This is a genomic window from Collimonas fungivorans, from assembly GCF_028292705.1.
Classification (GTDB): Bacteria; Pseudomonadota; Gammaproteobacteria; order Burkholderiales; family Burkholderiaceae_D; genus Collimonas; species Collimonas fungivorans_B.
In genome coordinates, this window is the sequence record NZ_JAQGLV010000088.1 from 1 (window position 1) to 14,466 (window position 14,466).

At 60.3% G+C, this 14,466-nt stretch carries 14 protein-coding genes; 5 read left to right on the top strand and 9 right to left on the bottom strand.

Annotated elements, in window-relative coordinates; translation table 11 throughout:
- Positions 1 to 26: 26 nt before the first annotated feature.
- The 4 genes from arsB to JWQ61_RS04515 all read right to left on the bottom strand — a co-directional run bounded on the left by arsB (position 27) and on the right by JWQ61_RS04515 (position 2,718).
- Positions 27 to 1,094 (bottom strand): ACR3 family arsenite efflux transporter, encoded by a 1,068-nt coding sequence (gene arsB, locus JWQ61_RS04500; protein WP_304359461.1) that lies wholly within the window; start codon positions 1,092 to 1,094, stop codon positions 27 to 29.
- Positions 1,095 to 1,118: 24 nt separating this feature from the next.
- Entirely contained in the window at positions 1,119 to 1,460 is a 342-nt protein-coding gene (locus JWQ61_RS04505; RefSeq protein WP_304359462.1) for a helix-turn-helix transcriptional regulator, read from the bottom strand.
- 94 nt (positions 1,461 to 1,554) lie between these two features.
- Complete coding sequence (locus tag JWQ61_RS04510) at positions 1,555 to 2,022, bottom strand: SRPBCC family protein (RefSeq protein WP_304359463.1); 468 nt, start codon at positions 2,020 to 2,022, stop codon at positions 1,555 to 1,557.
- Between the two features lie 249 nt (positions 2,023 to 2,271).
- Entirely contained in the window at positions 2,272 to 2,718 is a 447-nt protein-coding gene (locus JWQ61_RS04515; RefSeq protein ID WP_120234946.1) for an Lrp/AsnC family transcriptional regulator, read from the bottom strand.
- Between the two features lie 149 nt (positions 2,719 to 2,867).
- Here JWQ61_RS04515 and JWQ61_RS04520 point away from each other — a divergent pair, with 149 nt between their 5' ends.
- Positions 2,868 to 4,028 carry a saccharopine dehydrogenase family protein gene (locus tag JWQ61_RS04520; protein ID WP_014007179.1) on the top strand — a complete coding sequence of 387 codons (1,161 nt, stop codon included), beginning with the start codon at positions 2,868 to 2,870 and terminating at the stop codon, positions 4,026 to 4,028.
- A 101-nt stretch (positions 4,029 to 4,129) separates the two neighbouring features.
- Here JWQ61_RS04520 and JWQ61_RS04525 read toward each other — a convergent pair whose 3' ends face one another.
- Both JWQ61_RS04525 and JWQ61_RS04530 read right to left on the bottom strand, forming a co-directional pair.
- Positions 4,130 to 6,859, bottom strand: a complete 2,730-nt coding sequence (locus tag JWQ61_RS04525; protein WP_304359464.1) for an autotransporter serine protease — start codon at positions 6,857 to 6,859, stop codon at positions 4,130 to 4,132.
- 379 nt (positions 6,860 to 7,238) lie between these two features.
- A complete protein-coding gene (locus JWQ61_RS04530; RefSeq protein ID WP_304359465.1) occupies positions 7,239 to 7,940 on the bottom strand; it encodes a glutathione S-transferase family protein in 702 nt (233 codons plus the stop codon).
- A gap of 122 nt (positions 7,941 to 8,062) precedes the next feature.
- Between JWQ61_RS04530 and JWQ61_RS04535 the strand changes: the two genes are divergently transcribed.
- Positions 8,063 to 9,013 carry a YafY family protein gene (locus JWQ61_RS04535; RefSeq protein WP_304359466.1) on the top strand — a complete coding sequence of 317 codons (951 nt, stop codon included), beginning with the start codon at positions 8,063 to 8,065 and terminating at the stop codon, positions 9,011 to 9,013.
- A 4-nt stretch (positions 9,014 to 9,017) separates the two neighbouring features.
- Here JWQ61_RS04535 and JWQ61_RS04540 read toward each other — a convergent pair whose 3' ends face one another.
- Together JWQ61_RS04540 and JWQ61_RS04545 are read right to left on the bottom strand one after the other, a co-directional pair.
- Positions 9,018 to 9,734 carry a DsbA family protein gene (locus tag JWQ61_RS04540; RefSeq protein ID WP_304359467.1) on the bottom strand — a complete coding sequence of 239 codons (717 nt, stop codon included), beginning with the start codon at positions 9,732 to 9,734 and terminating at the stop codon, positions 9,018 to 9,020.
- Positions 9,728 to 10,612 carry an MBL fold metallo-hydrolase gene (locus JWQ61_RS04545; protein ID WP_304359468.1) on the bottom strand — a complete coding sequence of 295 codons (885 nt, stop codon included), beginning with the start codon at positions 10,610 to 10,612 and terminating at the stop codon, positions 9,728 to 9,730. Before JWQ61_RS04545 ends, JWQ61_RS04540 begins: the two co-directional genes overlap by 7 nt.
- A gap of 114 nt (positions 10,613 to 10,726) precedes the next feature.
- Between JWQ61_RS04545 and JWQ61_RS04550 the strand changes: the two genes are divergently transcribed.
- Both JWQ61_RS04550 and JWQ61_RS04555 read left to right on the top strand, forming a co-directional pair.
- Entirely contained in the window at positions 10,727 to 11,635 is a 909-nt protein-coding gene (locus tag JWQ61_RS04550; RefSeq protein ID WP_304359469.1) for a LysR family transcriptional regulator, read from the top strand.
- 105 nt (positions 11,636 to 11,740) lie between these two features.
- Positions 11,741 to 12,988, top strand: coding sequence for an MFS transporter (locus JWQ61_RS04555; RefSeq protein WP_304359470.1), 1,248 nt, complete (start codon positions 11,741 to 11,743; stop codon positions 12,986 to 12,988).
- 48 nt (positions 12,989 to 13,036) lie between these two features.
- On the opposite strand, the gene folE is transcribed toward JWQ61_RS04555, so the two are convergent.
- Positions 13,037 to 13,657, bottom strand: a complete 621-nt coding sequence (gene folE, locus JWQ61_RS04560) for a GTP cyclohydrolase I FolE (protein WP_304359471.1) — start codon at positions 13,655 to 13,657, stop codon at positions 13,037 to 13,039.
- A 498-nt stretch (positions 13,658 to 14,155) separates the two neighbouring features.
- Here folE and JWQ61_RS04565 point away from each other — a divergent pair.
- The coding region (locus JWQ61_RS04565; RefSeq protein WP_304359472.1) for a DJ-1/PfpI family protein at positions 14,156 to 14,466 on the top strand (311 nt) is incomplete at its 3' end.

The window sequence follows — 14,466 nt, forward strand, 5'->3', positions numbered from 1 at the left end:
CCGGCAGCTCGCCTGCCGGTCATGGATCAACGTCCTTCGTACCAGCCCTGGGTACGGTTCACGATGCCGACAATCAGCAGCATGACAGGCACCTCGATCAGCACCCCGACCACAGTGGCAAGCGCGGCGCCGGACTTGAAGCCAAACAGGCTGATCGCGGCGGCCACCGCCAGTTCGAAGAAATTGGAAGCGCCGATCAGCGCAGAAGGACATGCAATGGAATGCTTTTCCCCGACAACCTTATTAAGCCAGTAAGCCAGCGCGGAATTAAAGAAGACCTGTATCAGGATGGGAATCGCCAGTAATGCAATGACCAGCGGCTGTTCGATGATCGCATTGCCCTGGAATGCAAACAGCAGCAACAGGGTCAGCAACAGCGCCGCAACCGACCATGGCTGGATGCGTTCCATCAGCTTGTCGAAACTGGCCTGTCCGCGGCGCAGCAGAGCTTTGCGCCAGAGCTGGGCGATGATCACGGGAACGACAATATATAGAATCACCGAAGTCAGCAGCGTCGCCCACGGCACGGCGATGCTCGATACACCCAGCAAGAGAGCGACCAGCGGCGCAAACGCAAACACCATGATCAGATCGTTCATCGCAACCTGCGACAGCGTGAAGTACGGATCGCCGCCGGTGAGACGGCTCCACACAAACACCATGGCCGTGCACGGCGCGGCCGCCAGCAGGATCAGCCCCGCCACGTATGAATCCAGCTGTTCGGCGGGCAGATACGGCGCAAACCAGTGGCGGATGAACACCCAGGCAAGAAACGCCATCGAGAACGGCTTGACTGCCCAGTTGATGAACAAGGTCACGCCGATGCCGCGTACGTGCCCCTTGACCTGGTTCCAGGCAGAGAAGTCGATCTTGAGCAGCATTGGAATAATCATCACCCAGATCAAGGCGCCGACCGGCAGGTTCACCTTGGCGATTTCCAGCGAGCCTATCGTCTGCACCCCGACTGGGAAAAGCTGCCCAAGCAAAATGCCGGCAACGATGCATAACGCCACCCAGACGGTCAGGTAACGTTCAAACAAATTCATGGATACGCCCGCGGGCCGTTTATTGATAACCTCACATTGAACAGACATCAATGTCTTTCACATAAAAAACCGTCATGACGCAGTCCCTTCGGTAACGCCGCAAGCAGGACTGCAAGTGGGCATGCAGGGATTACCCCCGCAACAATTTTCGGTGAGAAATGCCAATAGTTCATTCATGGTGGCGAAGTTGGCGGAGTAGATAACGAAGCGGCCTTCGTTACGCGACGCCACCATATCGGCATGGAACAGTTCCTTCATGTGGAACGACACGGAGGATGGCGAGATGCCCGTAATCTCCCCGATTTTTCCGGCAGGCAGCCCCTCAGGCCCGGCCTGCACCAACGCACGGAAAATCGCCAGGCGGGAATCCTGGGCAAGCGCCGCAAGGGCAGTGACGACTGATTTTGTTTTCATATTTCAATAATAGTTGAAATGTTGAATAAATCAAGGATTTTCTGCCATCCCACAAACAAACGGGCCCCGCCCGTCTGCTTGGCCCTATGCCGGACTAGGATGCAGCAACATGCGTCTCGATATTCTTCATCTGCTCGTCCCAGCCGCCGCTGTTCATGCGGAACGCTTCCTGGCGCCGTTCGGCCGGGATATTGTCAAACCCTGATTCGACCACGCGCAGAAAAGTGCCCTCTTCGACCGCCGTCAGTTCGAACACCACCAGCGTGGCCGGCTCCTGCGAATAGTCGACCGCGGCATCAACCGCATAGGGATGCCAGCGGAAAGAGAGCAAGCTTTCGGGCTCCACACGGTCGATCACCACGTTCCAGGCCAGGTGTTCATAGCCGGGATAAGTAATCTGCCCCTGCACGGCCTGGCCGGCGGCGAAGGTTTTCCCCTTCAGCGCCACGCCGAACCAGTCGCCGAATTCCTCGGCATTCGATAGCGCACGCCATACCCGCGAGCGTGCGGCCTTGAGCACAATTTCTTTTTCAATCCGATCCGTAGATTTGTTTTTATCCATGTGTCACCTCCTGGCTGCATATTAGTCCAAGCTAGGAAAATGCAGCCATAAAGTGAGGTGTATTTTTCAACCAGCGCCGTCTTTTTTTCGGGGCAAAAAAAAACCCGCCTGACCTTGCGGTAGCGGGTTGAATCCAAACCTTAGGAGGTGTTGGAGGAGACAAGTGCAACTATATGGCAGCGCAGCATCGATGTCTGCTTTATTATTTGTATAACAGTTATAGATAAATCACATATCTGCTGCGCTGCATTAAATCGGTCCGCGATCGATCCGCTTGCTGAGGATGATCGAAGTCGATGTGTGGCGTACCCCTTCCATGGCGCCGATCTGGTCCAGCAGGCGATCCAGTTCATCGGTCGACTGGCAGCGCAGGGTCAGCATGTAGTCGATCACGCCGCTCACCGCGCACAGGGTTTCCACCTGCGACATCTGCTGCAGCTGCTGGACCAGTAATGGTGCATTGCGGGAATCAATCGAGATGCCGACGTAAGCACGCACTGCGGGCTGGTACAGCCCCAGGTCGAGCCGCACGCCGTAGCCGGCGATCACGCCCTTCTTTTCCATCGCCGCCAGCCGCGCAATCGCGGTCGTCCTGGCAATGCCGACGCGCTTGGCGACGGTAGCCATGGACAGGCGCGCATCATCCATCAGCAGGGCCAGGATTTTGTGGTCAACTTCGTCGAGTTTCTCTCTCATCGCGACAATCCATCTTCAATATTCGTCAATATGTATCGTTATTATACATTTTGACGACTATTTACACTCTATTATCTGACTTCGCTTGAATTTACAATGGTTGCGGCAGAAAAGACAATATTGATTAAAACACTAACGCGAGCGACGACATGACCACCAAACTGATCCTTCTGGGCGCCGGCAAAATCGGCGACGCCATCCTCAACCTGCTGTCCCATACCGGCGACTATATCCTGACCGTAGCCGACCGCGATCCGCAACGGCTGGAGTATGTGAAGCAGGCGGGCTTCCCCAACGTCACCACGATCCTGGCGGACATCTCGCACGCGCCGACCGTGACCAAGCTGATCAGCGGCCACGATGTCACGCTGTCGGCCTGCCCGTATTTCCTGACGCCGGTCATCGCCGCCGCCGCAAAAGCGGCGAAGTCGCACTATTTCGACCTGACCGAAGATGTCGAAAGCACCCGCTTCGTCAAATCGCTGGCGCTCGATTCGGACACTGCATTCGTGCCGCAATGCGGCCTGGCGCCGGGTTTCATTTCGATCGTGGCGAACGATGTCGCGAGCCGTTTCGAGCAGCTGCATGACGTCAAGATGCGCGTCGGCGCGCTGCCGACCTTCCCTAGCAATGCGCTCAAGTACAACCTGACCTGGAGCACCGACGGCCTGATCAACGAGTACTGCAATCCTTGCGAAGCAATCGTCGACGGCGTGCTGCGCGAAACCTCGCCGCTGGAAGAGCTGGAGCACTTCTCGCTCGACGGCGTCGACTACGAAGCGTTCAACACCTCGGGCGGCCTCGGCACCTTGTGCGAAAGCCTGCGCGACCGTGTGCAGAACCTGGATTACAAGACCGTGCGTTATCCCGGCCATCGCGACATCATCAAGATCCTGGTGCGCGACCTGCAACTGGGCAAGCTGGAACGCCGTCCGATCCTGAAGGAAGTGCTGGAAACCTCGATCCCGATCACCAAGCAGGACGTGGTGCTGACCTTCGTCAGCGTCAGCGGCATGCGCGACGGCCGTCTTGAGCAGGAAACCTATGCCCAGAAGACCTATAGCCAGCACGTCAACGGCCAGTTGCTGTCGGCCATCCAGCTGACTACCGCGGCCGGCATCTGCGCCATGGTTGACCTGGTTGTCACGGGCGTGCTGCCGCAAAGCGGTTTTGTGCGGCAAGAGCAAGTCACGCTGGCCGATTTCCTGGCCAACCGTTTCGGCCAGTTCTACGCCGGCCACGCTCCTGCGCACGGCGGTTTTGCACCGGCCAGCAATACCGATTTCAATAAACTGAAAGCGGTTGCCTAAGCGCACGGCACGAAGTTCTCGGCAAAACGGCCTGTATGTCTCGCAAGAGTCATACAGGCCGTTTGTTTTATCGCTGCCGGATCACGGCAGCGGCGGTGTCGCTAAAACGCTTTGCGTACGCCCGCCGAAAATACATTGTTGACCAGCCCCCCCTTGCCGAACTGCGCATCATAATTGCCGTACCAGCTCCAGTTGCTGGCAAACACGCTGGAGATGCCGATCCCGGCCCAGCCGCTGTTGCGCGCCAGGCCTATGCCCTGCACCGAAAAACCGGCAGCCGGCGCGCCCACGAAAGCCGCGTTGAAATCCAGCTTGCCGTCGTTGAAGCCGTGCTGCCAGGCTGCGTAAGCCTGTACGTTGGTATGTCCGCCCAGCCAGTCGAAGCCGGTGTCGCCGCGCAAGCCAAGTACGCTCGCCGTCTGATGGTAGGTGCTGCTGCCGGCGGTGAGGCCGAAGGGGCTGCCGGTTTCGGTAAACGCGCCGCGCTTGAGGCGGTCGTAACTGATGCCGGCAAACGGCGTCAAGGTCGATATCGCCGACAGCTTGCGCACGTAGCCGGTTTCGGCATAGGCGGAAATCATGCTGTCGGTATGGTTGGCGGACAGGCTGTCGACCTCGCTGCCGAGGATCACGCTGCGATTGATCTTGCTGGTCACACGGGCGATGCCGGCGCGGCCGGAGATGTAGATGCCGTCATGGTTGAGCGCATAACGGCCATACAGGGACAAGCCGGTATCCTGGCTGTTCGAAGCGCCGCCGAAACGGTCGAAACTGGCTTTGCTTTCCGAGTAGGACAGCGCCGCGCCGACAATCGCCTTGTCATCCAGGTGCGTATCGAAACCGAACTGGCCGCCCCAGGTGGAGGTGTCGGCAGATGCATAACCCGACTCGCCCAGCTTGCCGCTGGCGCCGATCACGCTGGCCCACAAGCCCGTCTTGGCGCTGCCCGTAACCGGATTGGCCAGCAGTGACAGGCGGTTTGACAGATCGCGGTTGATTGCTTGCGACTGCTGGAAAGTCAGCGCCTGCGAAGAGGCATAGATCTGTCCCGACAAGCTGTCCAGCACCTGGGCGGCGGCAGCGATATCCGCCGTGCGCTGCAGCGCCGCGGCGCTGTTCAGGAAGGCGCTGTCGCTACTGCTAATGCCGTTGCCGCTGGCGGCCATGGCGTCGGCCGCCTTGAGGCCGGTCTCGACGTTGGCGGCGCTGTTGGTGCGTGTAGGGTCGGCGGCAAACGCTTGCGCTGCAACCGCCTTGACGTCGTTGCGTGCAATGCTCAAGTCAACTTCATTGGCGGTATAAGCCAGCGTCGCGTTCAAGAAGGTGCCCGGGTTGAAAACCGTGCCGTCGTGTTCGAACGACACATCCTGGAACTGGCCCGATACGCCGTTGGCGGCGCTCAGCACCTTGCCTTTGACGCCGACCTGCTGCGCCACGTAGCCGGACGGATCGCTGCTGCCGGCGGGCGTGGTCGCCACCAGGTGCGAATTGCCGAGCGTGGCGCTGCCGCCTACGCTCAGGGTCGAATTGAACTGATTGGCCAGCACCGCGCTGGCCGTGGCCGTGTAGTTGCCGGCAATCGTCATGCCGCTGCCGCTATTGCTGAGACGGCCGTTGTTGGAAACGCTGCCGCCGATGCGGCCGCCATCGCCGGACAGCACGCCGGCGCTGTCGATAGTGACTGCGGAAGCAACCGATCCGGTGACGTTCAGCGTGCCCTTCACGATTTCATTGGCGCCGCTGTACGTGTTATTGCCGGACAGGGTCAGCGTGCCGCTGCCGTCTTTCAGCAGGCCGGCATTGCCGCCAATGTTGTTGGCGAAGGTTGCGCTGACGGAATCGAAACTGGCGACGAAATTGCCGCCCAAGGTCAGCCTGGTGTCGAATAAGGCCGGGCCGCTGGCGGCTTTGCTGGCGTTCAGCAGACCCCAGCCGTAAGTGGCGGTGTCGCCCATGCTGGTTGCGGTCGACAAGATGGTTTGCCGGATCTGGTCGGCATTCATCCAGGGATAGGCTTGCTGCACCAGCGCGGCCGCGCCGGTTACCGCCGGCGCCGCGAACGAGGTGCCGTAGACCCGGCGGCCGGCCGTGGCCGAGATAAAATCGCCGGGCGCCGCTAGGCACCAGTTGGCGGCCTCGCCGCAGCGGTTCGAATAACTGGAAATCACGCCCGGCGTGGTGTCGCTGCTGCTGTATCCCTGGGCGCCGCCGGCGGCATTCACCGCCACCACTGCCAGCCAGCCTTTTTGCAGGTCGGGATACAGCGCCGGCAAGCCCGCCGTCAGGCTGGGATGGGCGCTGCCGTCGTTACCCGCGGCCCAGATGAACAAGCTGCCTTTCGTCACGAAAGGCTGATAGATATTGTAGAAAGTCGGGCCGTTGCCGCCGGGCGTTGCGATCGAACCGAAGGTGTTCGACTGGTTGAAGATACGTGCGCCCTTGTTGAATAAATCCTGGTAAACCGAAGCGTTCAAAGAAACGTTTTCACCGCCGGTGCCGACCGCGGCGCCCAGCATATTGACTGCCGGCGCCACGCCGTAACTGCTGCCGCCTAAAGCTTCCGCCGCTTCGCTGCCGTGGCTGTCGCCGGCGCTGCCGCTGGAATACACAGTCTTGCTGAGGCGTCCGCCAAATTCCGGATCGCTGACGTTGAAATCCGTGTCGACCACCGCCACCGTCACCCCGGCTCCGGTGACGCCGCGCGCATGAGCGGCGCTGGCATTGCTCGGATCGTTGGGGTTGAGCACGGAGGTCGCGCTGCTGGTCGAGACTGGCGGCGCGCTGCCTGACCCGGAAGAGCCGCCGCCACCGCCGCCACACGCAGAGAGCATGGTGATCGCCGCGGCTGACACAACAGTTAAAGGGAAGCGGCTTGCGGGTTCTCGGTTCATAGGTTCATTCGGGGGTTTAACTTGCGGCAAACGTCTGGCGAGGGTTGGTCGTAGTCGTTCTTGCGTCAAATTGCTTGGTCAAAAAAGAGTTTGCACAATACCCCCGGCCGCTGGCCGATACAATGCAAGGCTGCCATTAAATGCTAAAAAAATGAGCAGATATTTGGCGAAATTGATGATCAATAGCAAGTAGTTGTCAACAAATGACGGCAGATGAACAACTAGATATCATTCATGCAATATTCACCGAGGAAGATTCTGAAAAACAAAAAGCCTGCTCAAGAGCAGGCTTTTTTTCTCTCCCAATCACCGTGCCCGTTTATGTAAGAAGCAGCGGCTCGATTTCCGCCAGCGTCACATGGCCCCGAAACTGGCCGCCGCTTTTTACGTCCAGTTGCCGTTCGATTGCATCGGCAAAAATCACGGCCGGATCGGCGCGCAGTTTCTGCAAATGACGCGACAGGAATGGATGCAGATGCACATCCAGCACCTTGTGGTATTCCGCCCAGCGCGCGATCGCAGCGAAATACGCATCGGCCACAGTGCGCTTGGGGCCGCCATCTATCCATTCCCTTTCCGCCAGCAGGCCGTTGAGATAGGCGCATGCCTGTTGCACCCGCGGATTGCCCAGGTTGCGCAGCATCTCTTGCACCGGCGGGTTCTCCGCCATTTCGTAGGCGATCCAGAGCGGCCTGAAAGCCGAGAAAAACTCCGTATTGAGGTAGGCCAGCATGCGGTTGAGCCGGTCGTATTCCGGCGTGCCTTGCGCATAACCAAGCAGGTTGTCGCGGCGCGCCGCCAGGTGCAACAGGATGGCCGAGCTTTCGTTGACGATGTGGCGCTCGGCGGTCAGGTAGGCAGGCGTCAGGTTCAGCGGATTGATGCGCGCGAACGCGGCCGGCCACGGGTGTTCCAGCATTTCTATGCGCGACAGCCGGTACGGTTCGCCCAGCCATTCAAGTGCGATGATGCTGCCCAGTGAGCAGCCCTGCGGCACGCCATAAAACAGTATGGGTTCCATGTTCTTCCTTTGTCTTGATCGGTTCAAAGCGGATGCTGCTGCGCCAATGCAACGGCATGGAGAAGAAGATAGAATCAAAGGCGGTCATAATCCGTCCGCATTCATCCGGTACTCAGAAAAATATGTCGAAGCCAGCCATCCGCATGCTCGCAGTCCTGGAACTGCTGCAAACCCACGACCGCATCTCCGGCGTCGAACTGGCGCGCCGGCTGGAAGTCGACAGCCGCACGCTCAGGCGCTATATAGCCGGGCTGGAGGAACTGGGGATTCCGGTCATGTCGGAACTGGGGCGCCACGGCGGCTATTCGCTGGTGGCGGGTTTCAAGCTGCCGCCCATGATGCTTACCAACGACGAGGCGCTGGCGATGTCGCTGGGCCTGATCGCGGCGGAGAGCATGGGCATGGCCGAGACCGTCTCGGCGGTGGCCAGCGCGCAAGCCAAGCTCGAACGCGTGCTGCCGGCGCAGCTCAAGCAGCGCGTGCGCGCCCTGAGCGAAACCGCCACCATCGATGCAAAAACAGCCATCGCCGGCGCCAGCCAGGAAACGCTGACAGCGATTGCTTCGGCGGCGGAAGCCAGCCAGCGCGTGCGCTTTGCATACCAGTCAAGGCTGGGGGACGCGAGTACGCGCACCTTCGATCCCTACGGCCTGGTGTTCCGCGGCGGCGCCTGGTATGCCAGCGGCATGTGCCAGCTGCGCCGGCAGCTGCGCTCGTTCCGGCTCGACCGCATGCAGCAGGTGGAACTGACTACGGAGCATTTCAAACGGCCGGCGGATTTCGATACCGCGGCCTACCTGACACTCAGCATCGCCACGATGCCGCGCGCCAACGCGGTTGAAGTCTTGCTGCATACCGACTTGCAGACGGCGGCGGCCGAACTGGGACGCAGCATCGGCCTGCTGGAACCGCAGCAAGACAGCGTGCTGCTGCGCACCAGCACCGACAGCATCCCGTGGTTCGCGCGCCAGCTGGCGCGCTTGCCGTTTTCCTTCGAGGTGCGCGAACCGCAGGAACTGCTGACTGCGGTGCACGCCCACGGCGAGCACCTGCTGCAAACCCGGGCCGGCTGACATGCTAAGCGCTTAAGGCAGCTTTCCAGGCCTGCACCTGCCCCAAGAAGCGACCGGCATCCAGCACTTCGATTTGCGCTCCGCGTTGCAGAACAAAGGTAGGAAATCCCTGGCCGCCGACGCGTGCCAGCAGAGCGCGGCTGCCGGCGATATGGGCTTGCGTGGCGGCGCCGTCGAGCTCGGCAAACTTGCTGTCGAACAGCACGGAATCAAGACCGATCTGCAGCGCCAGCGTATGCAGCACTGTCGCATCGGCAACCCGCAAGCCTTGCACATAGTGCGCCGCCTGTATCCGCGCCAGCATGGCCAGTCCCTGTCCTGCAATTGCATCGGCAGCCAGCACCGCGGTAGTCGGCGGTGCGGAATCGAAGATCGCGGTAGTGTCCAGCAGCAGGCCGTTGAAGTAGTCGTCGCCAAACGGCTGGTCGGTCATGGCCGCGATCCGCTGGTCGTGCTGCATCACGTAGTTGCGCAACTGCGCGCTGACCTGCTTGCGGTTGCTGCCGGTCATCATGCCGCCGCCGTGCAGCTCGATGTGCAGCCCTGCGACCTCGCGCGCGGCCTGCAGCAAAGGCGCCGCGCCGTAACACCAGCCGCACAGCGGGTCGTAGATGTAATGCAGCACTGTGCCCTGCGCCGCAGCCGGCGCCGCCGCGGTCGTGCTTTCAACAGCGCCGGGCAGCGCGCAGCTGCTGTCGTCGCAATCGTGGCCGGTTACCATTTCATTTCACCTTTGCTGACCTTGGCGCCCAGTTCCAGCGACGATACGCCGTCCAGGTTCGGGTAATGCTTTTTCATCGCATCGATCAAGGCGGCGGAATCCTTGGCCTTGGCGGTTTCCGCTTCGTAGTTCTTCAGGTAGTCCTTGGTGAACCGTACCGATTCGATGGTTTGCGGCGCGCCGGCGCTGAAATGGCCTGGCACCACGATCTTCGGATGCAGAGACGAAATCTTGTCGAGCATCTTGATCCATTGCTGGCGCGAAGCCAGGGTCTGGGTATCGGCGGTCCATACATGTTCGTTGCCGGCCACCAGCACGCCGCCAACCACTGCCTTCAACGATGGAATCCAGACAAACGTGCGGTCCGGGCTGGCGCCATCGAGGCCGATCACTTCCAGCTTGCGGCCTTCCAGGGTCAGCGTGTTGCCTTGCAGCGGTTCCGGCACGATCAGTTGCTTAGGCGCGTTGGCGCCGAGCTTGGGGCCCCAGAACGCCAGCTTGTCCTGCATGGTGGCCTTGATGTGGGCGATCACCGGCGCCGGCGCCAATATCTTGGCGTCCGGATAGGCTTCCTTCAGCACTTCCAGGCCGAAGTAATAGTCAGGATCGCCGTGGCTGATGTAGATGGCGGTCAGCTTCTTGCCGCTGTCCTGGATCTTTTTCAGCAGCTGGCCGGCGTTGGCGCGGTCGAACTGGGCATCAATGACGATGGCTTCGGTGCTGCCGGTCACCAGCTCGGAAGATACCGGGAACATGCCGTTGGCGCCCGGATTGTAGACTTCCAGCTTCAAGGGTTGCGGCGCCGCGGCTGCCGAGCCGGCGATCATCAGGCCTGCGGCGGTTGCCAGCAGCGAACGGAACAAGGTGCGTGTAAACATCGACATCTCCATGGTGATAAGTAAGAAACATCATCATAGTTGACTAAAACGATGCAAAAAACCTCATAATAGTGTCTAGTTAGTTGCATAAATCGACCTAATAGATTAAACGCCATGGACAGACTGGTCGCAATGCAGGTATTCGTCGAGGTCGCGGACCGCGGCAGCCTGACCGCGGCCGCCGACAAGCTCGACATGTCGCGCGCCATGGTGTCGCGCTACCTGGCCGAACTCGAGGAATGGGTAGGCGCCCGCCTGCTCCATCGCACCACGCGCAAGCTGAGCCTGACCTCGGCCGGCAGCGACACCCTGCCGCGCTGCCGCCAGATGCTGGACATGGCCGGCGAGATCCAGGCTTCCGCCGCCACGCCCGAGCATACCCCGCGCGGCACGCTGCGCCTGACTTGCAGCATGTCGCTCGGCCAGGCTTACCTGGCGCCGCTGCTGGCGCGTTTCCTGAAACGCTATCCCGGTACCGCAGTCGACATGTTGCTGGTCGACCGCGCAATCAACCTGGTCGAAGAACGGGTGGACCTGGCGATCCGCATCACCAACGCGCTCGATCCCAACCTGATTGCGCGCAAACTGGCGGTGTGCCGCTCGGTGGTGTGCGCCTCGCCGGCTTACCTTGACGAACACGGCACGCCAAAAACCGCAGAGGAGCTGGCGCTGCACAACTGCCTGACCTACTCCTACTTCGGCAAGAGCCTGTGGGAATTCGAGAAAGACGGCGCGCCGGTAGCGGTGCCGGTGGGCGGCAACATGAGCGCCAACGAATCGTCGGTATTGCTGGAAGCGGCTGTCGCCGGCGCCGGCATCAGCTTGCAGCCAGCGTATGCGGCCACAGGATTGCTGCGTAGTGGTAAACTACGCGCGCTGCTTGGAGAATACCAACCGCGCGAAATGAGCATTTACGGCGTGTACGCATCGCGCCGCCAAATGCCTGCCATCCTGCGCGCCATGCTCGATTTCCTGGTCGAGGAATTCAGCGCAGACCCAGACTGGGCAACACCAGTCACTTAAATCAAGCAAAGAATCAAGCAAATCCGTCCGTGACACCCGTAAGGCAGCCACTGCCCTCGCGTTAGCCAATGCTTTCAGTCGTCACAGCTTTACCTAGTAAAAAAAATGCAAAAAATCTCGACGCTTACCCGTAATACCTTGATGTTCCCGCTGGCTCTGGTGCTGTTCGAGTTTTCGGTCTACATCGCCAACGACATGATCCAGCCGGGCATGCTGACGGTGACCCGCGAGTTCGGCGCCAGCGCAGCCTGGATGGCGTCCGCCATGACTGCCTTCCTGGTCGGCGGCGCCGTGTTCCAGTGGCTGTTCGGGCCGCTCTCGGACCGCATTGGCCGCCGTCCCGTCATGCTGGGCGGCACCGTCTTTTTCATCCTGTCCTGCCTGGCGACGCTGTTCTCGCAAAGCATCGAAAGCTTCATCCTCTTGCGCGTGCTGCAAGGCGTGGGCTTGTGTTTCATCTCTTCGGTCGGCTATGCCGTGGTGCAGGAAGCATTTGAAGAAAAGGCAGCGATACGCGTTACCGCGCTGATGGCTAATGTCGCCTTGATTGCGCCGCTGATCGGCCCGGTGGCGGGCGCTTTCATGATTGAAGTCCTGCCTTGGCGCATGGTGTTTGTATTCATCGCCGCCATTGCCACCATATCCCTGGTCGGCCTCTGGCGGCACATGCCGGAAACCGTCAAGCAGCGCAAAGAGAAACTGCCGCTGGTGCAGATCTGGCACGACTACCGCGCAGTGGTCGGCAACCGCCATTTCCTGAAGGCGGCGATGTGCATGCCCCTGCTGGCGATTCCGCTGATCGGCTGGATCGCCATGTCGCCGGAAATCCTGGTGGCCGATGGCCACCTGAGCGTGATCGAGTATGGTTACTGGCAGATCCCGGTGTTCGGCTGCCTGATCGCCGGCAACCTGGTGCTGGCGCGCCAGGTCGACCGCTGGCGCCTCGGCAGTTCGATCAAGATCGCGCTGTATCCGATTGCCCTGGGCGTGCTGATCATGCTGTTCGGCGCGGCTTTCCTCGACAAGCCTTACTTCCTGGTGGCGGCGATCAGCGTGATTGCCTTCGGCGAAGGTTTGTCGGCGGCAGTGATGATCCGCTTCACGCTGACCGAAAGCGCAGTCTCGAAAGCCACCGTGGCGGCTACCATGGGCATGATCAACATGACCTTGTACGGCGTCGGCATCGAGCTGTACAAGGTGTTTTACCAATATGCGGGCATGATGGGTTTTGCGCTGTTCTCGCTGGCGGTGATTGCGCTGTACTGGTACCTGTCGCGCAGCGTGGTGGCGCGCGCCATGCTGGCCCGGGTGACCGGGCATGAAGAGAAAGACGACTCGGGGCCGCTGATCTGATGAAGGCGTCCGCTCCGACTGGCATCGGAGCGGCGTGGCAACGCAATTTTATTCGTTGCGCTTTTGGCTGATGATGCTCATGAACTCGCGCCGCGTCGACGGATCGTCGCGGAACGCGCCCAGCATGCGGCTGGTCACCAGGCTGGTGCCTGGCTTGTGGATGCCGCGCGTAGTCATGCATTCGTGCGAGGCTTCGATCACTACCGCCACGCCTTTCGGCAGCAGCACTTGCTGCAGGGTGTCGGCAATCTGCACCGTCATTTTTTCCTGGATCTGCAAGCGCTTGGCGAAGATATCGACCAGGCGCGCCAGTTTCGAAATGCCGACCACGCGCCGGTCAGGCAGGTAAGCCACGTGGGCCTTGCCGATGATGGGCGCCATATGGTGCTCGCAATGGCTCTCGAAACGGATGTTGGTCAGCACCACCATCTCGTCGTAGCCCTCAACTTCCGAAAACGTGGTCGAGAGGATTTCCACCGGGTCCTTGCTGTAGCCGGCATAAAATTCTTCATAAGCCCGCGCCACGCGCGCCGGCGTATCCAGCAGGCCTTCGCGGTCAGGATCGTCGCCGGCCCAGCGCAGCAAGGTGCGGATCGCCGATTCCGCCTCGGCGCGGCTTGGACGTTCTGACAAGGCGCTAGCCGCCGGCACTGGATCTTTTGAGGCCATCTGTTTACCTTTTTCTAAAAATTTTACTTGCCGTTGTGCAGCAATACATTTCAGCCAATGCCGACAGTGTAATTCAGCTATGGCATTACTGCATTGCATTCCTCAAAGGCGGGCCGATTGCGCAACGCACCATCGAAACTTGCGCCGGTAGTAGCCTGTTATTACCTGCCGCATCCTCGCTGTTCCATACTCGACCTTCCCTAGAGCTCATTTCATCAATATTCGTGAGATGCGTTCTTGTCAGAAGAGGCGCTGGCAAGGCGTGCGACGCGTCCGATAGCGGTGCTATCGGCAAGGAGCGCAACGCGGCCAGCGCCTCTTCTGACAAGAACCCTTCGGGAACGGGCTATTTGGGCGTATTGCTGCGTTGCGCCGCTTGCCAAGGGAACCACCCTTGGCTGCGCGACGCGCCTTGCACTACCTCCCAAATAGCCGCGTTCGCACTCACGAATATTGATGAAATGAGCTCCACCCACCCACCTCACTGAAGGACTTATCATGAGCGCGAAAAAAATCCTGATCCTGGCCGGCGACTACGTCGAAGATTATGAGTTGATGGTGCCGTTCCAGGCGCTGCAGATGGTCGGCCACCAGGTCGACGTGGTGTGCCCTGATAAAGCCGCCGGCGCCCAGATCCGCACAGCCATCCACGACTTCGAAGGCGACCAGACGTATAGCGAAAAACCTGGCCACAACTTCACGCTGAACGCCGCATTCAGCGATGTCGACGTCAGCCGTTACGACGCACTGCTGATCCCGGGCGGCCGCGCCCCCGAATACCTGCGCCTGAATCCGCGCGTGATCGAAAT

Bases quoted from the DNA above. Each gene is read 5' to 3' on its own strand.
- JWQ61_RS04515 (WP_120234946.1), bottom strand. From the start codon at position 2,718: ATGAGAGAGAAACTCGACGAAGTTGACCACAAAATCCTGGCCCTGCTG.
- JWQ61_RS04550 (WP_304359469.1), top strand. From the start codon at position 10,727: ATGGACAGACTGGTCGCAATGCAGGTATTCGTCGAGGTCGCGGACCGC.
- JWQ61_RS04520 (WP_014007179.1), top strand. From the start codon at position 2,868: ATGACCACCAAACTGATCCTTCTGGGCGCCGGCAAAATCGGCGACGCC.
- JWQ61_RS04510 (WP_304359463.1), bottom strand. From the start codon at position 2,022: ATGGATAAAAACAAATCTACGGATCGGATTGAAAAAGAAATTGTGCTC.
- JWQ61_RS04540 (WP_304359467.1), bottom strand. From the start codon at position 9,734: ATGGTAACCGGCCACGATTGCGACGACAGCAGCTGCGCGCTGCCCGGC.
- folE (WP_304359471.1), bottom strand. From the start codon at position 13,657: ATGGCCTCAAAAGATCCAGTGCCGGCGGCTAGCGCCTTGTCAGAACGT.
- JWQ61_RS04525 (WP_304359464.1), bottom strand. From the start codon at position 6,859: ATGCTCTCTGCGTGTGGCGGCGGTGGCGGCGGCTCTTCCGGGTCAGGC.
- JWQ61_RS04535 (WP_304359466.1), top strand. From the start codon at position 8,063: ATGTCGAAGCCAGCCATCCGCATGCTCGCAGTCCTGGAACTGCTGCAA.
- JWQ61_RS04555 (WP_304359470.1), top strand. From the start codon at position 11,741: ATGCAAAAAATCTCGACGCTTACCCGTAATACCTTGATGTTCCCGCTG.
- JWQ61_RS04545 (WP_304359468.1), bottom strand. From the start codon at position 10,612: ATGTTTACACGCACCTTGTTCCGTTCGCTGCTGGCAACCGCCGCAGGC.
- arsB (WP_304359461.1), bottom strand. From the start codon at position 1,094: ATGTCTGTTCAATGTGAGGTTATCAATAAACGGCCCGCGGGCGTATCC.
- JWQ61_RS04505 (WP_304359462.1), bottom strand. From the start codon at position 1,460: ATGAAAACAAAATCAGTCGTCACTGCCCTTGCGGCGCTTGCCCAGGAT.
- JWQ61_RS04530 (WP_304359465.1), bottom strand. From the start codon at position 7,940: ATGGAACCCATACTGTTTTATGGCGTGCCGCAGGGCTGCTCACTGGGC.